The sequence below is a fragment of the Pseudomonas sp. TH41 genome (assembly GCF_016650695.1).
Taxonomy (GTDB): Bacteria; Pseudomonadota; Gammaproteobacteria; order Pseudomonadales; family Pseudomonadaceae; genus Aquipseudomonas.
This window is the reverse complement of the sequence record NZ_JAEKFH010000005.1, coordinates 32,606-51,172: the sequence shown is the minus strand read 5'-3', so window position 1 is coordinate 51,172 and position 18,567 is coordinate 32,606. Positions and strand designations below refer to the sequence as shown.

General features: G+C 56.7%; 16 protein-coding genes and 2 pseudogenes. 11 read left to right on the top strand and 7 right to left on the bottom strand.

Annotation, left to right across the window (positions count from 1 at the left end; genetic code table 11):
- Window positions 1–175: 175 nt before the first annotated feature.
- Both JFU37_RS18760 and JFU37_RS18755 read left to right on the top strand, forming a co-directional pair.
- Window positions 176–1,060 (top strand): LysR family transcriptional regulator, encoded by an 885-nt coding sequence (locus JFU37_RS18760; protein ID WP_201117259.1) that lies wholly within the window; start codon window positions 176–178, stop codon window positions 1,058–1,060.
- Between the two features lie 542 nt (window positions 1,061–1,602).
- Window positions 1,603–1,962, top strand: a complete 360-nt coding sequence (locus tag JFU37_RS18755) for a DUF6124 family protein (protein WP_201117256.1) — start codon at window positions 1,603–1,605, stop codon at window positions 1,960–1,962.
- A gap of 180 nt (window positions 1,963–2,142) precedes the next feature.
- Here JFU37_RS18755 and JFU37_RS18750 read toward each other — a convergent pair whose 3' ends face one another.
- The 4 genes and pseudogenes from JFU37_RS18750 to JFU37_RS18735 all read right to left on the bottom strand — a co-directional run bounded on the left by JFU37_RS18750 (window position 2,143) and on the right by JFU37_RS18735 (window position 6,464).
- Window positions 2,143–2,868 (bottom strand): alpha/beta fold hydrolase, encoded by a 726-nt coding sequence (locus tag JFU37_RS18750; RefSeq protein WP_201117254.1) that lies wholly within the window; start codon window positions 2,866–2,868, stop codon window positions 2,143–2,145.
- A 295-nt stretch (window positions 2,869–3,163) separates the two neighbouring features.
- Window positions 3,164–3,307 (bottom strand): annotated as a pseudogene (locus JFU37_RS18745) (LysR family transcriptional regulator); the annotation flags it as partial.
- 77 nt (window positions 3,308–3,384) lie between these two features.
- Window positions 3,385–4,707 (bottom strand): ABC transporter ATP-binding protein, encoded by a 1,323-nt coding sequence (locus JFU37_RS18740; RefSeq protein ID WP_201117252.1) that lies wholly within the window; start codon window positions 4,705–4,707, stop codon window positions 3,385–3,387.
- Between the two features lie 14 nt (window positions 4,708–4,721).
- Window positions 4,722–6,464 carry an ABC transporter permease gene (locus tag JFU37_RS18735; protein WP_201117250.1) on the bottom strand — a complete coding sequence of 581 codons (1,743 nt, stop codon included), beginning with the start codon at window positions 6,462–6,464 and terminating at the stop codon, window positions 4,722–4,724.
- Window positions 6,465–7,407: 943 nt separating this feature from the next.
- On the opposite strand from JFU37_RS18735, the gene JFU37_RS18730 reads away from it, so the two are divergent.
- Both JFU37_RS18730 and JFU37_RS18725 read left to right on the top strand, forming a co-directional pair.
- On the top strand, window positions 7,408–8,259 hold the full coding sequence (locus tag JFU37_RS18730) for a class I SAM-dependent methyltransferase (RefSeq protein ID WP_201117248.1): 852 nt from the start codon (window positions 7,408–7,410) through the stop codon (window positions 8,257–8,259).
- Window positions 8,260–8,569: 310 nt separating this feature from the next.
- Window positions 8,570–10,735 (top strand): methyl-accepting chemotaxis protein, encoded by a 2,166-nt coding sequence (locus tag JFU37_RS18725; RefSeq protein ID WP_201117246.1) that lies wholly within the window; start codon window positions 8,570–8,572, stop codon window positions 10,733–10,735.
- A gap of 103 nt (window positions 10,736–10,838) precedes the next feature.
- Here JFU37_RS18725 and JFU37_RS18720 read toward each other — a convergent pair whose 3' ends face one another.
- Complete coding sequence (locus JFU37_RS18720; protein ID WP_201117244.1) at window positions 10,839–10,997, bottom strand: hypothetical protein; 159 nt, start codon at window positions 10,995–10,997, stop codon at window positions 10,839–10,841.
- Window positions 10,998–11,662: 665 nt separating this feature from the next.
- On the opposite strand from JFU37_RS18720, the gene JFU37_RS18715 reads away from it, so the two are divergent.
- Complete coding sequence (locus JFU37_RS18715) at window positions 11,663–11,878, top strand: hypothetical protein (protein WP_201117242.1); 216 nt, start codon at window positions 11,663–11,665, stop codon at window positions 11,876–11,878.
- Between the two features lie 39 nt (window positions 11,879–11,917).
- Here the strand turns inward: JFU37_RS18715 and JFU37_RS18710 are convergent, their stop codons facing one another.
- Window positions 11,918–12,658, bottom strand: coding sequence for a Mut7-C RNAse domain-containing protein (locus tag JFU37_RS18710; protein ID WP_201117240.1), 741 nt, complete (start codon window positions 12,656–12,658; stop codon window positions 11,918–11,920).
- Window positions 12,659–12,771: 113 nt separating this feature from the next.
- Complete coding sequence (locus tag JFU37_RS18705) at window positions 12,772–13,257, bottom strand: DUF6130 family protein (protein WP_201117238.1); 486 nt, start codon at window positions 13,255–13,257, stop codon at window positions 12,772–12,774.
- A gap of 114 nt (window positions 13,258–13,371) precedes the next feature.
- On the opposite strand from JFU37_RS18705, the pseudogene JFU37_RS18700 reads away from it, so the two are divergent.
- The 6 genes and pseudogenes from JFU37_RS18700 to JFU37_RS18675 all read left to right on the top strand — a co-directional run.
- A pseudogene (locus JFU37_RS18700) lies at window positions 13,372–13,795 on the top strand (eCIS core domain-containing protein); the annotation flags it as partial.
- Between the two features lie 156 nt (window positions 13,796–13,951).
- Window positions 13,952–14,863: a TauD/TfdA dioxygenase family protein gene (locus JFU37_RS18695; protein ID WP_201119470.1), complete on the top strand. Its 912-nt coding sequence runs from the start codon at window positions 13,952–13,954 to the stop codon at window positions 14,861–14,863.
- A gap of 35 nt (window positions 14,864–14,898) precedes the next feature.
- Window positions 14,899–16,008: an ABC transporter substrate-binding protein gene (locus JFU37_RS18690; RefSeq protein ID WP_201117235.1), complete on the top strand. Its 1,110-nt coding sequence runs from the start codon at window positions 14,899–14,901 to the stop codon at window positions 16,006–16,008.
- Window positions 16,009–16,012: 4 nt separating this feature from the next.
- Window positions 16,013–16,918 (top strand): ABC transporter permease, encoded by a 906-nt coding sequence (locus JFU37_RS18685; protein WP_201117233.1) that lies wholly within the window; start codon window positions 16,013–16,015, stop codon window positions 16,916–16,918.
- Entirely contained in the window at window positions 16,915–17,700 is a 786-nt protein-coding gene (locus tag JFU37_RS18680; RefSeq protein WP_201117231.1) for an ABC transporter permease, read from the top strand. Before JFU37_RS18685 ends, JFU37_RS18680 begins: the two co-directional genes overlap by 4 nt.
- A gap of 25 nt (window positions 17,701–17,725) precedes the next feature.
- A complete protein-coding gene (locus JFU37_RS18675) occupies window positions 17,726–18,490 on the top strand; it encodes an ABC transporter ATP-binding protein (RefSeq protein WP_201117229.1) in 765 nt (254 codons plus the stop codon).
- The last annotated feature ends 77 nt before the right edge of the window (window positions 18,491–18,567 follow it).

The window sequence follows — 18,567 nt, the reverse complement described above, 5'->3', positions numbered from 1 at the left end:
ACGCGATAAGTTGAAGCAGACATAGCTACCACTCCTTCAAAAGATGATGTTCGATTGATCCGTGCGGATCATTGAGCTTGGCCCCCAAGTCGGCGCAGTATAGATTTCGGCACTGATGCTGGCGTGCAGCAATATTCATGTGGTGGGATGCAAATTTGCATCAGAAGGAGGCGTGATGAATTGGGATGATGCGAGAGTGTTTCTAGCGGTGGAGCGCGAAAAAACGCTCCGTGGAGCGGGCAGGGCGCTCAATCTCGATCAGGCGACGGTTGGCAGACGGATTGCGGCACTCGAGCACGCGCTACGTGCAACGCTCTTTCTGCGCACCTCTGAAGGCTACGCGTTGACCACCGCAGGCGAGGTCGCGCTGAGGTCAGCGGAAAAAATGGAGCACTCCGCACACGAACTGGTCAGACAAACTCAAGGCACGGACACGCGGCTCGCGGGGGACGTAAGAGTGACCAGTACCGACTCGACCGCGCTCGAATTCCTGCTTCCCGCCATCGAACGCCTGCATGCTGCGCATCCCGAAGTGCGCGTCCTGCTGGACACCTCGACGCGCATGCTGAATCTGGCAAAGCGTGAAGCGGATATCGCGGTCCGGTCAGTCAGACCGGACAACCCCGATCTTGTCGCGCGGCGCCTTGCTCGCTGGCCCATGGCGCTCTTTGCCTCGAATGCCTATCTCGAGCAGCACGGCAAGCCCACCGCTGGCGCCGCATTTGCGGGCCACGATCTGGTCCTCTATCAGGGAAGCTGGACCGGCAATCGAGCACCGACGCTTGCTGGCGAACCGATACACGCGGGGCGAATCGTATCGACCTTCAATTCCAGCCTCATGCTGCGTGCTGCGGTAAAGGCCGGCCTCGGCATTGGTGAGCTTCCGATCCATCTCGCTGAACACGACGGCCTTGTGCAGATAGGGCCGGAACCCGCACGTGGGGCGGTCTATGAAGTCTGGCTCGTCACGCATCAAGACCTCCGGCATACCGCGCGCATCGCGGCAATGATTGATGCCATCGTCGCCGCGTTCGAAACCCACACAACCCACACGAAATAGTCCTCTTTTCTGCGGCAACATCAGCGCTGGCTAGGGGCGCATCAAGCAAGCTGTTCGCTACCGTGGCCTGAGCAACTTGCGCCAGGTCACGGTGACGCTTCCATCCGTATTGCCGCCATTGCCGAACCTTCCTCAATGCTCAAGATTCATCTCGTGTAGGAGGTGTGTGTCAGACCAATAAACATTGCCGGAGGGAGTTTGTTTAAGCGCCCTCAAGCTTACTTCCTGAAAGCTACAAAACCTTGCGCCGTTGCCTACGGTTACGCCAGAATCCGCCGGCTTGTGCGCCTTGGGCTCGCTCGGTAACTTGATTCCCGTCACTGACCATCAGTGATCGGGTTTAGTCGCCCGGCTAAGGTAATGCGGTCGTACAAGCATCATCAGTCAGGTATTCGCCTGCGCTTGATGGTAGCTGTGCGCATGGCGTCCTCGGACGCGCCGGATTTTTGTGTTTCCTTGCCGGTCGACTAACTTGCGCACAGCTGCCACCCTTTCGTTTAGTCGCGAGATGGTTGCAGCCCTACTACCAAAGGGAAGCATCTATGTTCAAACCTACTCCGAACCCGCCAGACACCGATCCGGCATCCCCGTACGAACCCGATTCAAAAAAACTCAACGAGGCCGCTGAACGCGCCCTGGATTTTCACTTCCCCTCGACGGCCGACATCAAGGCCACCCCGCGCACACCCAGCAGCCTGTTTACTGTGGACCCAGAGGTCACGACCGAAACCCTGATGGTTTACCTGGTCGAGACGCTGGCCTCGGTCGATGTCATGGTCCATTACCTGGTGGATCAGCTGGAAGGCGGCTCGCGCAATGCCCTGCTGGGTATTTCAAACAGCGTGATGCTGGCAGAGATCACCGCGAACCGTGTGCTGGATCAAATCGACCCGCCTGAATAGACACGCACTTGTAGGAGCGAGCTTGCTCGCGAAGGACGTTAACGATAACGCGTTCGTCCTGAATGAACGCGTTGCTTTCAAATTCTTCGCGAGCAAGCTCGCTCCTACATTCGAGCCACGTTCCTTTTCTTCAAAGTTCTGATAAGCAGCGTTAATCGTCGTTGCTCGCAGTGAATCTGCTTAAAGCGATGCCCGCTCCAGAAACTTCCTGATTTCGAGAGAGTAGGCGCCAGGATGCGAGAACCTGAACATGTGGCCGGTGCGCGGCATGATGACTTCCTGCGAACCCTTTATGCCTTTCAGGAGGATCCCCGCGGCTTCTTCGCCGATCAGCTTGTCTTCCTCGGGAGTCAGGATCAGCGTCGGAACGTCGATCTTCTTCAGCAGGGCCGTATAGTTCACCTTCTCGATCGAGCGCATGCGGTTGACGTAGGCTTTGTGGGGCGTCTCCTTGACGAAGAAGGCGCGGCTCTTTCCGGTTGACCAGGGGATCTCCCCCTCCTTGTCAAACGACGAAGCCAACTGCGCTGCGTGGACCCGAAGGGTCGTCTGTCGGTAAAAGGGCCCGGGAAAGAACGGTACAAGCGCTGCCAGCGTCTTGAGCAGGGGCGACGTAATCGGGCTCTTGGCAAAACCCCCAGAGAGCACCAGGCCCTTAAGGCCCTTCGGCTGCCGTGTCGCAACCGCGATCGAGGATACCGCGCCGTACGAATCGCCAACCAACACATAGCTCTCGAGGTCCTTCACCTGGTCAGCGATGAAGTCGGCCAATGTTTCCAGCTCGCATACGTCGTCCGGCAAACGAAGGGTACGCATGGCGCGGCTCTGCAAGTGGGTCAACGGGTCAAGTTGCCACGGGGCCCCTGCGAAGCAAGGGACCATGACCAACGTCGGCTCGGTTTTCATGAGGGACTCCTGGCGGGTAAACGACGACCGAACTCTAGGAGGACCGAGGCATTCGATCCAATGGCATTTACACACCCTGTCGATGCACGAGATTCATGGCGCCGGGTTGCTCCGGCCACGGCAAGCCAGCGCCGATGTTCAGTCGGCAATCATCATGTTCGTAATCCACTCAACGGCGGGCTCGTTGGCGCGCCCTCGTGCTCGAATAACGAGTACCTCCCAAGTGGATAGCACCAACGGCAGCTCAAAAAGGCTCAGCTGCGCGGTCTCCTGCATCTGCAATGCGACCCGCTGTACGGAGCCTCGATAAGGCGTGGCTGGTTGCGGACTGGGACAAATGCAATCTTTCAGCCGCGCGGCCGACGTGCTTTTCGGTCCATAGCGCCTCAAGTACAACCAGAAGGTTGAGATCGAAACGCGTCAGATCCAGGGGCTTCATGCTGTATTAGCCTCTTCGTTCATAATTTGAAGTGAGCTCCTCGCAACTCGCAACCCCGAGACCCGCCGCGTAAAGGGCTATAGGCTGCCTTCAACATCTTCCAGACTGAACGTCTCGGTGTGGTCGTCATAGGAGAAAATTTCAGCGTATCGCCCCCAGGTGATCACGCTCTCCAATGTTTTTTCCACAAACGCATCGGTCAGTGAGTCCTCCAATTCTTGCTCAAAACGTACCCGCGGCGCGCGGTGGCCGTTTCGTTCTTGCAAGACCTGCCGAATGCGGGCGGCCAGTGGCACGTGTTTGACCAGATGTTCGGCAAACAGGGTTTTGCGTTCTTGGGTGCCGTAGTCAGCGAATAGCTTGCCGGCCTCGGTAAGGGAGATGTCGGCGCCCTTGAGTTCGGCGAAGCCCAGGTGTTCCAGCATTTCAGCGACCGGGAACAGGTCGTCCACTTCCAGCAAGCGCCGTTCTGCGACGTCGGGCAGGCCTGCCTCACCGTTATAGGGCTCGGCCGCCAGGGTTTCGATCAGGCCGGCGATGAGGTTAGTGGAGACTTCCGGTAGCGGGCTGCCCATTTTCAGTTCGGCTTTTCCGCTGCTGGCGTCGGCGCTGCGGCGGTCTGTCATCAAGGCATAGATGTCGTCGACCATTTGCCGAAAGGTCGGGTCCAGCCGGTTGCGCGGATGCTCGAAAGGCACTTTGATTTCGGCGACGACGCGCCCGGGGTTTGATGACAAGACCAGGATGCGGTCGCACATCAAAACGGCTTCTTCGATGTTGTGGGTCACGATCAGGATGGATTTGATGGGCAGTTGTTCACCGCTCCACAAGTCCAGCAGGTCGGTGCGCAGTGTTTCGGCAGTCAGCACGTCCAGTGCGGAAAATGGCTCATCCATCAACAGCAGGGTTGGGTTGACCACCAGGGCGCGGGCAAAGCCGACCCGCTGCCGCATGCCGCCGGACAATTCACGCGGATAGGCGTTTTCGAAACCATCGAGGCCGATCAGGTCAATTGCCGCCAGTGCGCGCTTGCGGGCGGCCTTGCGTTCAACCTGTAGTGCTTGAAGGCCGGCTTCTACGTTTTCGAGTACGGTCAGCCAAGGGAACAACGCAAAGGTCTGAAAGACCATCGCAACACCTTCGGCCGGCCCGGTGAGCAAGGCGCCATTGTACCGGACCTCTCCCGACGACGGCGGTATCAGGCCGGCAATGATGCGCAGCAACGTGGATTTGCCCGATCCGGAGCGGCCCAGCATGCCGACGATTTCGCCTTCGCGCAGGGTCAGGTCAACATCGCTGAGCACTTGCAACTCGTCCTTGCCCTTACCAAACGCCCGGCTCACGTTGTTCAGCGCGTAGATTTCGGGGGATGCCTGTGTGTGTTCTGTAAAGGTATTCATGACATCGAATCCCGTTAATTGAGACGGAGTTTGTTTTCAGCAATGGCGTACATCGGCCGCCATACCGCACGATTGAAGGCCACGACAAAGAGCGACATCACCACCACGCCCAAGGTGATTTTAGGGAAGTCACCGGCGGCCGTGTTCTGGGCGATGTAAGCGCCCAGACCGTGTGCCACGACCTTGTCCTGTCCCCATGAAACGAATTCGGAAACGATACTGGCGTTCCACGCGCCGCCCGAGGCAGTAATTGCTCCGGTCACGTAATACGGGAAGATGCCCGGCAGCATAACTTTGCGCCACCACAGCCAGCCGCGAATGCGGAAGTTGGTCGCTGCCTCGCGAAAGTCGTTCGGGAATGCACTGGCGCCGGCGATAACGTTGAACAAGATGTACCACTGCGTACCCAGCACGATCAGCGGGCTCAGCCAGATATCCGGGTTCAACTGGTAACGCAGAATCACGATGACAAATACCGGGAACAGCAAGTTGGCGGGGAAGGCCGCGAGGAACTGCGCCAGCGGTTGGATTTTTTCTGCCAGGTGCGGGCGCAAACCGATCATCACGCCCAGCGGCACCCAGATCAGCGAGGCCACGGTAATCAACAACACCACACGCAGCAGGGTAATCAGGCCCATGCCCAGCACGTGACCGACCTCGCCGAGTGTCACTTCGCTGCTCATGTAGAGGGCGATGTGGTACAGCGTGTAGAGGGTCAACACGGCAATCAGCGTGCCCCACACCCAATCGATCAGCCGTGAAGTGGCCGGGTTCGATAGCGTAGCGCTACGGGTTGAGCGTGGCAGGCTGAAGCGACGGTTGCCGATTCGGCCGATGGTGCGGGTGATGGGGCGCAAAATGCGCTGGACCATGCGGGTGCGCTGGATCAGTTTCAACACCCATGATTCCGGCGCGCCGGCCTGGGAGGCGGTGTTTTCCATGCGGAATTTATCGGCCCAGGCCACCAGTGGCCGGAACAGGAACTGGTCGTAAATCAGGATGACCGCGATCATCGCCAGGATCACGTAACCCACGGCATGCAGGTTTTGCTGCTGGATGGCGACGGCCAGGTACGAACCCACGCCCGGTAGCATCACGGACTTGTCACCGACGGTGATGGCTTCGGAGGCCACCACGAAAAACCAGCCACCGGACATGCTCATCATCATGTTCCAGACCAGTCCCGGAATGGCGAATGGCACGTCGAGCTTCCAGAACTTTTGCCAGCCGGAGAGTTGAAGGTTGCTGGACACTTCTTCCAGGTCACGGGGCAGCATGCGCAATGACTGGTAGAAACTGAACGTCATGTTCCAGGCCTGACTGGTGAAGATGGCAAAAATGGCGGCGAACTCAGCGCCGAGCACCCGCCCTGGAAACAACAACAGAAAAAACGTCACGGTGAACGAGATGTAGCCCAGCACGGGCACCGATTGCAGGATATCCAGCACCGGTACCAGAAGTTTTTCGGCCCGTCGGCTTTTGGCAGCCAATGTGCCATAAAGCAGGGTGAACACCAGGGACGCAGCCATCGCCGCAAGCATGCGCAGGGTGGTGCGCATCGCATATTCGGGCAGGCTGGCCGGGTCGAGTGAGATGACTTCACCTTGCAAGGTGGACATCGGTGCCCAGGTTTCCCGTGCGGCTATCGAGAAAAACAGCAAGAAGCCGATCACCAGCGGCAGGGCGACCAGATCCCAGCGGTTAGGCAGTAATCGCAGGGTCGTGGCCGGGATGTAATGACGGAATATCTTGTTCATATTCAGTGATTCCAACAGCGTTCTGAGTAAGGTTCATGACCACAAGCCAACACTTTTTTGAGCGCACGCGTCTAAATCTGCTCAGTACGCAGTCAAAGCACAGCACACTCTTGAGGGTTGGTAAAACAGCGGAGTGAGGTCACGCAAACGAACGCTGAAGGCAGAAGCAGAAACGGCACGTTTAATCAGCAAGGGACATTGCCGCGTAAACGCTACGCACGGCTTTATAGCGCTTGGCTTCTGTATGCATGACCCACCGAGAATGGGCAGGGTCCATGGCCGGACGCTCCTTTGGTGGGTTGAAATGGGGTTCTGGGCTGGAAAAGCGAAGTGATAACCCCCGGCTGTAACGCTATCAAACCGTCAGCCTGTGAGTTGCCACCGCCATGATCTAGCTGTCACGCATCGCTTTCCGGGGGAAAGTATACGTATCAAAATGTTGCACGAGATGAAATTAACGTAACTTTTGAAGGTTTAAAAATTCACATTTCTTGTGTAGTGGTTGGTGCTCCGCATCGTACACAGGACGCTTGAACTCGAAGCTCATGCCGGTGGCCAACCAGCCGATCTGCTTCGGCCTCGGCCACTTCGGGCGTTGCTCGATCTGCCGAATCCATTGCCGACAGATATTGATCAATGCTCTGTTCGATCTGCTGCATGCCGACGATCAGAAGGTTAGACAATCACTGGCGTTTTCACACAACCTGGACCCAAAGCGGAAGTTTCTGCCTCCCGAAAGCAGACATTTAACACCTGGTCGAAGGCTATTAATTTCCTACGTTCGGGCATGTACGTTAGAACCGTTACCTGTTGGCTTTCTGCATGGAGGGTGATGCGCCGTTAATGTAGTATCGCCCCGCGCCGGTTTATGAATGCTGAGTGGTATTTACCCTTGCATTGCGCATCGGAAATGGAGCTGTTTAATGGCTAACAAGGATATGGAATGAGTTTGCCTATAGATTTTTCTGCTGAGCAATACCTGTATCTACACCCTGACGTAAGATTGGCAGGTATCGATCCTGCAGTTCACTACCTGAGCTGGGGGGTTCGAGAAGGTCGTCCTTATAAACCGAATTCAGACCCTCTACTTCCTAAAGTAAAGGGAGAATTCAATTCGGATGGATTGAGGACGGTGCACAATCACGACTTCATGAGTGATCCGCGTTACATCGTTGCGTATGACCGGGGCGTAGAGGCCTCAGGCTCCGACTATCAATGGTACTGGCGCGTTCATCTAGGGCTTTGGGCAGCACGGACCGCAGCGAAACGCCAAGGTGATTTTGTCGAATGTGGTGTCAATTACGGCTTTTTAAGTTCAGCGATCATGAAAGACCTGGACTGGGACAGCACCGGCAAAATGTTCCATCTTCTGGACACTTACTCGGGCATCGATGACCGGTATTTATCTGATAAAGAGAAAGAGGGCGGTGTCTCTGGTAAAAGCCAAAAGTGGATTGACGACGGAACTTACACATCAAACATTGGCGCGGTAAGAGAAAATTTCTCGGAATGGTCAAATGTAAATATCATTCAAGGCTCAATTCCTGAAACGCTGACTCAGATCGACTCGACACAGATTGCTTACTTGCACATCGATATGAATTGCGTGCAGCCAGAAGTGGCTGCCATTGAGTTTCTATGGGATCGATTGGTTTCGGGAGCGGTCATTTTACTGGATGACTACGCGTACTTTGGCTATCAGCCGCAAAAGGACGGGATGGATCAATGGGCTGCAAAAAGGGATATTGCGATCGCCAGCCTGCCTACAGGACAGGGACTTTTGATAAAACCATAGCTTGCTGTCTGCACACTTGATTACGGCCGCTGCAGCAGCTCAGCTGAGTGTGCTGAGCAAATACGGTAACGTGCGGCGAGCGCCTGCACGCCAATCGACAACTTATCTGAAAACAGCCCTTTAATAGAGCGTGCCGGGGCTGGCGCACTGAGTTGAAGCATCAAGTCTCGCATTCCAGCCTTACGAGCAAGAGCCTGCGGAGCGGTCCCTCTCCAGAATGACCTCCCTACCTACACTGGTTAGCGGGCTTACGAGCTGGCTTGGTATTTGCTATCGAATTGGCATCCGAATGTCGCAGTGAGTGAAGTGGATGTCGCTATCAAGTAATTTCATGCTGTTGTCCTCTAGCGAGAAGCGCTGGCTACCCTGGTTCGGCAAGACTGGAAAAATAATGATGGGCTGGTCGTGCTGGCTCAATCAATCGGCTTACCCGGTGATCGAACAAACGTTCGAAGCCGTCGCTGAAACCCGGGTGCAGTTGCTGCAAAACTGGACGCGTGAGCAATGGGAGCACCTGGCTGAACTGGCGGTAAACCTCGGTCGTGATTTCGACCATCTCGACAGCAGTTCATTGATGGACACGCTCATCCAGGCAGACGATTTTTCGGAGTTGTTTGTCATTGATGTCAGCGGCACCGTCATCGCCTCGACTTGGAACGGACGCGGCAAACGTCAGCTTGAAAACACGCGTGCATTGGCCGAAGGATTGAAAGCGCCGTTTCTCCATGGCCCTTACAGCGATCCACTGACCTTGCAAATCGGCCCATCGTCTTCGCGCTTCCACGATGAAGTTACATTGATGTTCTATCACCCCCTGAAGGCAGATAACAAAGTCCTTGGCTGCCTCTGCGGTCGCGTACCAAACGATGTGCTGGGCGATCTTATTCAGCGTGAGGCCGGGCACATTTTTGCCGAGTCGGGCGATAACTATCTGTTCATGGCGCAATCACGCTTTGATCCCGCTATCGAACCGGGGACTGCGTTGTCGCGTTCACGTTTCGAGGACGGTACGTTCACCCACGGTGAAAATCTGAAAAGTGGCGTACACACACCCTGGAAGACGGTGCAGATCCAACGACATACCGAACTGGAATTGCGCTTTACCGACCCGGCGACACAGCAACTGCACCCAGGCGTACGAGAAACCATCCGCTGCGGCTCCAATCTGTACGTGACGTATCCCGGTTACTCGGACTACCGGCACATTCCAGTGGTCGGTAAAGGCGTGACGTTCCAATTGCCAGGATCACAGGACCGCTGGGGCATGATGTGTGAGGCTGATCTGGAGGAGGTCTACCGTCGGCGCTCGCTCAGCTACGGTTTGATGAAACCTTACATCGCGACCATGACCGGACTCTTTGCCTGCAATTTCATGGTCCAGCACTACAGCGGTCTGGCGCAGAACCTGATCGATACCGTCGAAGTCTTGAGCATGGTATGCGCCACGGCCCTGTTCAGCTTGCTCGGGCCCAAACGTCTCGCGGCTAGGTTGAGTGAGATGACGAGTGTGATCAGGACCATCGCCGAAGGCGAGGGCAACCTTCGTCAGCGTCTGGATATCAAGCGAATGGCCAACGATGAGACGGGTGACATGGGGCGCTGGATAAACAGTTTCATCGACCACCTGGACTCGGTTGTCGGGCAAGTAGTGAAGGCCAGCCGCAACGTCGGCACCACCAATCAAATGATGCTGGGGCGCAGCCAGGAAGCCAGCATCACCTCCACCGAGGTCGCCGAAGCGGTGCATCGCATGATGATTATCGTCGAAGACCAATTGGGCGAGATCCAGCAAGCCTCTGCGAGCGCTGAACAAATGAAGCAGGCGATGGATGAAGTCGTCACCCGTGCCCGCGAGCAATTTCTCGCCGTGCAGGAAGGGACGCAGTCCATTCGGGATGTGGTTGAGCGCTCTTCTTCGAGCGTGCAGTTACTCGACAGCAGGATGACTCAGATCGGCAACATCACCGGCCTGATTAGCGACATCACGAACCAGACTAATCTGCTGGCACTCAATGCGGCCATTGAGGCCGCACGCGCGGGCGAACATGGGCGAGGCTTCGCGGTAGTCGCCGACGAGGTACGCAGTCTAGCCTCACGCACGTCGCGAGCTGCCGACGACATTCGGCAGATGGTCGAAGGCTTGCAGAACGAAACGCAAAAAGCCGTCAGCTTCATGGAGGAGGGCGTCAAGGACGTCGATAACAACCTGCGCCTGGCCGAAGATGCATCCTCGGAAAACGTGCAGTTGCATCAAGCGGTGGAAAGTATGTTTGCGATTATTCAGCAACTCAATAAGCGTAGCCTCGACTACGGCAAGACGATAAAGAAGGTCGATCACTCTTCCACAGAGATGCGCCAGACGGTAGTCGTGCTGCAAAACAGTGCGGAAACAGTGAGGCTCAATGCCAATAAACTGCAAAAATTAGTGGGGCAGTTTGAGGTGAGTAGCAACGTCGAACGAGTGGCGGCGGCTTGAATCTGTATGAGAGGGGGCATGTCGCACTCAGGTGTAGTGTTTCGATTCGACAGTCCCTTTCGAGCGGTAAGCTGGCCTCATAGATGACCTTTGACGAGATGCTTTATCTTCCCTCCGCGTTTACAGCATCTTGAGTAAATGTATGAGAGGCTGCCTCTATCCGCTCTTCGAGCTGGGCAATGTAAGCTTTAGCGTCTTCCAGATTGGGAAACAAGATTGCAGTTTCGCCAAGCCAGACCTTGCAGCCAAACGTGATTTTCATCTGCAAACCTTTTGCTGTTGATGCGGCGGCCCGATGTTATCCATGAGTTGCTCCCGCGGAAGCTGGAAGCTCGGTCCAATATCCGTAGACGTATCTGGACTGGATACCAGCGCCCTGCCCGAAGATGATCGCGTGCGCTTGGCCTTTGTCACACCGTCGCACCAGTTTCCCATGGGGGCGGTGCTTCCTGTCGCTCGTCGCCTCGAACTGCTGAGTTGAGCGAGTCGACAGCGCGCTTGGATTATTGAGGACGATTACGGCGGCGAGTTTCGCTATGGCCAGCGTCCCATCGACGCGCTGCAATCGATGGACGTGGATGCTCGTGTCATTTATGTCGGAACGTTCTCCAAGGCGCTCTCGCCGCTGTTTGCCGAACCCGCGTCGGCAGAGTACGAGCGATTGGCAGGACTCATTTTGGGCTATGCCGGCCTGACAGCACAGTAGATTCATGAAGGGATCGGCATTCTTGGCAGCGTGATTCGGGAGGTTGAAGAGCTTGGGGCCCGGCAGATCGTTGAAAAAACAGTATCTGGAACCCGTGGTTTCGGACTTCCAAGCGGTCATTCAGCCGGCGCCGATGGCGCAAAACACTCTCTTTGCAAATGAAACACTGGCGAAACATTCGAGCCGTATGATCCGCATCACGGAAACCGAAGGTGTCAGAAATGAATCGGCCATCACGAAGCATGCGCAAGTTGCTCGACTCAGTCGCCACCAACAACGAGGTCGCGGCGCTGGATGTAATGCGCGCAGCAGAGCAGCTCGAGGACGAGGTGTTGCGCCAGCGGTTGCTCAACCTGATTCACCGGCTCAATCAGGACGCCATTGACTTGCGATTGGCGCGCGACGACATCCAGGGCGGCGCCATCAAATTAGCGTGACCGGCCGCCGGTTCAACGCAGCCGGCCTGATGTGCCCGGCTATCGGTCCAGCAGAGGCGCCAGCAGTGCACACATGCCACGCCAGTGCGAACCCTCCCAGTAAACCCGTTGGCAGGCGTCGCAGTGCAGGAAGTGCGAATAGAGGGCGCTAACGCGTGGGGGCACCTGCGGCCGGGCCAGTTCCGGGCTGATCTCGCGCAGCGGCAGGTTGCAATGAAGGCACAGGCTGAAGGGTCGCGCGCTACGCGCCAGGTCGAGGCGCTCGTACAATTCGCGCAGCTGCAGCGACGGTTTCAGGGCATGCACGTAACAGCCGTGGCTGATGATCCGCCGCTTGAGCAGGTCGCGGTCACGGGTTAGCACGATGCGTCCTTGCTGCGCAGCGATCTCGGCGATCTCGCCATCCTCGAAGCCATTGTCGTAGAGGGTGTCGAAGCCGCTCATGCGCAGCAGGCTGGCCAGCCCGCCCAGGTGCGCGTCAGCGACGAAGCGCAGCACCCGTAAAGGTTGCGCACGAATCTTTAGCAGCGGGCTGATGTCCAGCGCTTCGAACTTGGGATACACCGCCAGCCGGTCACTGTCCAGGATCACCCGCTCGAAGCCCACCGACTCGCCGTTGAGCAGCACCAGTTCGACCTCGGTGTGCGGTATCCCGAGCGCCTCGATCATGTGCTTGACCGTCGCCCCGCGCGCGCACTCACAGGTGAATGACTGCCGCCGCCGTTCAGCGGGCAGGAAATCGTTGAGCTCCTCGTAGAAGCGGAAGGTTGCAGTGGTCATGTTGAACAGTATGGCAGGGCTGCAAGATGACCGGGTCTAGTCCGGACATCTATGCCATTGAGCGATATCTGGGGCTATCCACACCACAGCCGTTCGCTATAAACACTCAACAGTTATGGTTTTACTGCGTGACCATCGTCAATGTGAGGGACGTCCGTTGGTTTCTTCTCCGGAACTATGAAACTCACTATCGTACTGGTGAGGATTTTGTGAGTCGGGTCGGCCACTTCAAGAAGAACCTTGTGAGTGCCAGGCGTCAGCCCGACCAAGATAATTGGATCTTCACTGGTGTGCGCCCAGGTACCTTTCCAGTCGTCGACGGTCACGTGAAGGTGGCCGAGACGTGGTGATACATCAGACGCCGCTTTACCAAATACCGGCATGATCCTGGCGTGCTCTGTTCGATATTGGATAATGACGACTCCGCGAGCGAGCGGCTCGGCGAGCGGCGGATAGGCAATGAGTGTTGGCGCCGTCTCAGATTCCAATGGAAGTATTGCCGGTGGGTGATTGGTGTCTGCTGCCCCTTGACCGCACGCTGCTGTGCAAAAGAAGACACCCAAAGCAAGGGCGAATAGATTTCCGGGAGCGAGGGACATGGTGTTTTTCTCCCGCGTGATTTTATTCAAGCCTAGATCAAACCGAGTATTGCCCAGTGTTTATTTAAAATCAGAATTGCACACTTATTTCATCGACACTGACTGACCGCTGTTGTGCCTGATGGCATCTACCAGATCGCGGCACCGGCCCTGGCGCTGTGGCTGACCCAAGCCCGCGCTGACGCGGCCAGCGCCGGCATCCAACCCATTCCGCCGCACATCCGGGAACAGTTGCTGCGCTGGTACGACCCCAGCGTCCTCGATACCGCGCGCTACAAAGTTAGCGACAACGGCCAATTCAACGCCGCCACTGCCATGCTGCAAAACCCCGATGTCGGTGCCGTGACGCTGATCGACATTATCGTCTTCCGGGACGCTCAAACCGCAGAACAGAACATCGCGCTCTGCTCTCACGAACTAAAGCATGTGCAGCAGTATCAGGAGTGGGGGGGTAGAAGGGTTTGCCCAGCGGTATACACAAGATTTCAATGCTGTGGAGGCGCCGGCTTATGCCATACAACCAACTAAAACGTTATGAGCTAATAACCACCCGCTTATAGCTTTTCGCTAAGTTTGATAAAGGCTTAGTTATATAGGCGTACTTATATCTTTATATTAAATTGTGATTGGTCGTAGCTGCTTTTATGTCTTTATGATTGGTCTTACAACAACTCGTGAGACAGGAGGTAGCTCGATGACAATTCAAATTAAACCGGTCGCTGGTCGAATTGGCGCGCAACTGGAAGGCGTGAAATTAGGTGGACACATCAGTGCTGAGACATTCGATTTTATAAATCAGGCACTGCTGAAATATAAAGTGCTGTTCTTTCGCGACCAACATCTGAATGACGCCGAGCACGAAGCTTTTTCCCGGCGCTTCGGTGATCAGGTGCCGCATCCGACCGTGCGTTCTGCTGAACAAAGCGCCGCCATTCTGCACCTGGACGCCAAGGAAACCCGAGCCAATTCCTGGCACACCGATGTGACCTTTGTTGCCAATTACCCGAAGATATCCATCTTGCGCGGTGTGGTTATTCCGCCTTATGGCGGCGACACGGTGTGGGCCAATACCGCGGCGGCCTACGCCGACTTGCCCGAGCCATTGAAGCAACTGGCAGATAATCTACGCGCGTTGCACACCAACTTATATGACTATGCGGCGCCGCGTAATACCGATGAATCGGGTATCAAACGTTACCGCGAACAGTTTACCGCTGAAGTCTACGAGACTGAACATCCTTTGGTGCGGGTGCATCCGGAGTCGGGTGAAAGAAGTTTGTTGTTGGGGCACTTTGTCAAACAGATACAGGGCGTAAGCAATAGCGATTCGAAACAACTGATTCGCCTGTTCCACGACCGTATTACCCATGTTGACAACACCGTGCGCTGGCGCTGGCAGGAGGGCGATGTGGTGATCTGGGACAACCGCGCCACCCAGCACATCGCGATCAACGACTACGGAGATGCGCAGCGCATCGTGCGCCGGACCACCATCGATGGTGATGTGCCGGTCGGGGTGGATGGTCGCTTGAGCCAAGCACTCAAGCCAAGCCCGGATACTCGCTCGCCGAAAACCGAAGCTGACAAAAAACATCTCGCCGCCTGACAAGCGAGTCTCATTGACACAAGGAAGGCTTGTACATGGAACTCAACGGTATTCCCCTGTTTCTCAAATGCAGCATCGCTGCAGCACTGGCTACGGTTCTTGCCATCCCCCTGGCCCAGGCCGATGTATTGCGTATTGGTGTAGCGACAGCTGGCGGCGGTGACCCGGTGACGTTCAGTGGGTCGACCCTGGGCATCGTGCGCAATCAGCAACTGCTGGAAAAGGCCTTCGCTGGAACCGGGACCGAAGTTCAATGGTTCTTTTTCAAGGGGGCTGGCCCCGCGGTAAACGAAGCCTTGTCGAACCAGCAACTTGACTTCGCCTACCAGGGCGATCTGCCCGCAGTCGTCGGGCGCTCCAACGGGCTGGACACCAAACTGCTGGCCGCACTGGGCGTACGTGCCAATCTTTACCTGGCCGTTCCCAAGGGATCTGATGTCAAAAGCATTGATGACCTGAAAGGGAAAAAGGTGGCGCTGTTTCGTGGAACCAACGGCCACCTAGTGTCGATCAACCTCCTGGCGGAGCATGGTCTGACAGAACGCGATATCAAGGTCATCAACCTCGATACCGGCAGCACTCAGGCTGCACTGGTATCCAATGGGGTAGATGCCGCATTCGGCGGGCGCGAGTTGTTCAAGCTGCGTGATCAAGGCCTGATCGACATCGTCTACGACAATCCCACTCAGGATGTGCGTTACACCCGCCAGACTGCACTGGTGGTTCGGGGTACCTATGAAAAAGAACATCCGGACAATGTGCAAAAGGTCGTTGATACGCTGGTTGATGCGGCGAAATGGACCTCGGAAGACAGCCATCGAGACGCTGTCTTCACTGAGTGGGCCAAGAGTAATGATCCCGTTGAATCACTACGCGCCGACTTTACCGGGGTAAGCATCAGGGACAGAGCCTCGCCTCTGGTCGACAACTTCCTGCTTAGCCGCTATCAGGCCGTGGCGGATCAAGCCAAGGCAGAAAAGCTCATCCGTCGCCCGGTCAGTATCGATGGCTGGTTCGAGACCAGCTATTTGCAAAAATCCCTCAAAACCAAGGGGCTCGAAAACTACTGGACGCCCTACGGTCCGGATGGCAAACAGCCGGCTGGTAATGCAGTAGCGGTCGCGACCAGCAAGCAAGGGAGCTAGGCACATGGCCAGGGCACAGACCGTCAGACTGGAGCAGTACGCGGCGTCGGCAATACCGAGCGATAACGTCAAACGTTTTCCACCGTCACCGGCCCGCCCAGTACGCAAGGTCGAGGTGCCGCGCAGGTCAGCCTGGCCCTTCAGTCTGGGTGACCTGGCCTTACCCTGGCTGTTGCCGCTGGTGCTGCTTGGCTTATGGTACTTGGGGGTTGAACGCGGCTGGCTTTCAGAGCAGGTGCTACCACCGCCAGTCTACGTTTACCAGACCTTGTCAGACCTGGTTACCAGCGGTGATCTCTGGCTGAACGCATCCGCCAGCCTGCAGCGGGTTGTCGTCGGATTTACATTGGGCGCCTTCATCGGCATGGCTCTGGGCCTGGCCATGGGACTTTCCAGGACTCTGGAGGATTATCTCTTACCCACCTTCAACGCACTGGTGCAAATACCGGTACTTGGCTGGCTACCGTTTGCCTTGCTGCTGTTCGGCATCGGCGAGACGCTCAAGTATGTGCTGATTGCCAAGGCGGCCCTGGTGCCGATCACTCTGTGCACCTTGCAGGCTTTCCGCCAAGCGCCCAAAGGGTTGTTGGAAGTCGGCCGGGCCTACGGTTTCAGTCGTTGGCAAAGCGTCACCTCCATCGTCTTGCCGGCGGCTATCCCGACGCTGTTTACCGGTTTGCGTCTGGGCTTCACCAAAGCCTGGTTATCGCTGGTAGTGGTCGAGTTGGTGGCATCGAGTGAGGGGTTGGGTTACCTGATTGTCTACGGGCGCCAGCTATTTCAACTGGACTTGGTGATGGCGGCCGTTGTGGTGGTGGGTGCGCTCGGTCTGTTGATAGACCGCGGTTTCGAATACCTGGAGAGACGCCTCAATCGTGGTCGGCCAACGGCCGGGGGGCGCCTGTCATGAGTGCGATCATGTCAACAGGTAGCGGTAGCCGCCGATATCGCGGTTGGGTCTTGCCAATTGCCGTCATTGCCGTGTGGTGGCTGGCTTCGAACCAGGGCTGGAGCCAATCGGGGTTGTTCGTTTCGCCAGAAAAAGTCGCCGCAACGGCCTGGGATCAAATGGCTTCGGGCAAATTCTGGCGGGCAATTTCTGCCAGCCTGGCGCGCAACCTCAGTGGCTTTTTTATCGGTACCACGCTGGGCCTGGTACTGGGTTGTCTGTTGGGCCTGTCACGTTACTTCGAACGCCTGGTCGGGCCGAGCTTCAATACCTTCAAGCAAATCTCTCTGTTCGCCTGGATCCCGTTGATCTCGGTGTGGTTCGGCCTGGGCGATGTGGCCAAGGTGGTGTTCCTGTCATTGGCAGCACTGGTGCCTGTGGTGGTGAATACCTGTGACGGTTTGCGCAACGTCCCGCCCAACCTGTTGGAAGTGGCGCGGGTGTACGGCTTCACCCGTTGGCAAACCATCGTCGGGGTGATGCTGCCCGCCGCGTTGCCGTCGATTTTCACGGGGATTTACCTGGCGCTGGTCTATTCCTGGCTGGCGACCATCGGCGCCGAATACCTGCTGGTATCGGGGGAGGGGATCGGTAACACGCTTATTGATGGCAGCGAACATTTCATGATGGACCTGGTGTTGTTTGGAATGGTGATTATCGGCCTGGTGGGCTGGGGCCTCAACGCATTGGCCCGGACACTTGAGCGGCGGATGCAGCGCCTATATGGCATCGCTCCTCGTTGATTGGCTCTTTCAAAAGGATCGCAACATGCTCAGTAACAGCCTGACCCTGGAAAACATCAGCAAGCGATTCGCTTCCCGACCGGGTAGTTCGACTCAATTGCAAGTACTCGACAACATCCAGCTCGACATTGCTCCTGGCGAGTTCATCAGCATTGTCGGCGCCAGCGGCTGCGGCAAATCCACGCTGCTGCGACTGATTCTTGGCCTGGACGAAGAATACGACGGGCGCATCCTGCTGGATGGCAAACCCATCGAAGGCACTGGCCTGGAGCGCGGCATCGTATTTCAGGATCACCGCTTGTTCCCTTGGCTCAACGTCGAGCAGAACGTCGCTGTTGGCCTCAAGAATTCACCCCTGAGCGCCGGGCAGAAACGCGACACCGTGCGCGAGCACATCGAACTGGTCGGCTTGCAAGACTTTACCGAAGCCTTCCCGCATCAGATATCCGGCGGCATGGCGCAACGCGTGGCTATAGCCCGCGGCCTGGTCAATCGACCGAGCGTGCTGTTGCTGGATGAACCGCTGGGTGCCCTCGATGCCTTGACCCGTGCACGCCTGCAGGGCGAGCTGCAAAACATCTGGGTCAAGGAAAAAATCACAATGATCCTGGTCACCCACGATGTTGATGAGGCGGTATTCCTGGGTGATCGCGTGGTGGTGATGCAACCCAACCCCGGCCGCATCCGGCGCATTCTCAACATCGATCTGCCGCGCTCGCGCAACCGCAGTGACAGCCGCTTCATCGCCCTGCGCGACGATGTGCTGAGCGATTTCGCCGAGCTGCACTGAGCCTCTGCGCTCTGTTTCTATTTTCCCCTCGCGTGGGCTTACGCCTGACGCCGCGCGCAGTCTTGTATTTTTCAGGC

Bases quoted from the DNA above. Each gene is read 5' to 3' on its own strand.
- JFU37_RS18735 (WP_201117250.1), bottom strand. From the start codon at position 6,464: ATGAACAAGATATTCCGTCATTACATCCCGGCCACGACCCTGCGATTA.
- JFU37_RS18750 (WP_201117254.1), bottom strand. From the start codon at position 2,868: ATGAAAACCGAGCCGACGTTGGTCATGGTCCCTTGCTTCGCAGGGGCC.
- JFU37_RS18755 (WP_201117256.1), top strand. From the start codon at position 1,603: ATGTTCAAACCTACTCCGAACCCGCCAGACACCGATCCGGCATCCCCG.
- JFU37_RS18730 (WP_201117248.1), top strand. From the start codon at position 7,408: ATGAGTTTGCCTATAGATTTTTCTGCTGAGCAATACCTGTATCTACAC.
- JFU37_RS18705 (WP_201117238.1), bottom strand. From the start codon at position 13,257: ATGTCCCTCGCTCCCGGAAATCTATTCGCCCTTGCTTTGGGTGTCTTC.
- JFU37_RS18725 (WP_201117246.1), top strand. From the start codon at position 8,570: ATGTCGCTATCAAGTAATTTCATGCTGTTGTCCTCTAGCGAGAAGCGC.
- JFU37_RS18675 (WP_201117229.1), top strand. From the start codon at position 17,726: ATGCTCAGTAACAGCCTGACCCTGGAAAACATCAGCAAGCGATTCGCT.
- JFU37_RS18715 (WP_201117242.1), top strand. From the start codon at position 11,663: ATGAATCGGCCATCACGAAGCATGCGCAAGTTGCTCGACTCAGTCGCC.
- JFU37_RS18680 (WP_201117231.1), top strand. From the start codon at position 16,915: ATGAGTGCGATCATGTCAACAGGTAGCGGTAGCCGCCGATATCGCGGT.
- JFU37_RS18695 (WP_201119470.1), top strand. From the start codon at position 13,952: ATGACAATTCAAATTAAACCGGTCGCTGGTCGAATTGGCGCGCAACTG.
- JFU37_RS18685 (WP_201117233.1), top strand. From the start codon at position 16,013: ATGGCCAGGGCACAGACCGTCAGACTGGAGCAGTACGCGGCGTCGGCA.
- JFU37_RS18740 (WP_201117252.1), bottom strand. From the start codon at position 4,707: ATGAATACCTTTACAGAACACACACAGGCATCCCCCGAAATCTACGCG.
- JFU37_RS18690 (WP_201117235.1), top strand. From the start codon at position 14,899: ATGGAACTCAACGGTATTCCCCTGTTTCTCAAATGCAGCATCGCTGCA.
- JFU37_RS18760 (WP_201117259.1), top strand. From the start codon at position 176: ATGAATTGGGATGATGCGAGAGTGTTTCTAGCGGTGGAGCGCGAAAAA.
- JFU37_RS18720 (WP_201117244.1), bottom strand. From the start codon at position 10,997: ATGAAAATCACGTTTGGCTGCAAGGTCTGGCTTGGCGAAACTGCAATC.
- JFU37_RS18710 (WP_201117240.1), bottom strand. From the start codon at position 12,658: ATGACCACTGCAACCTTCCGCTTCTACGAGGAGCTCAACGATTTCCTG.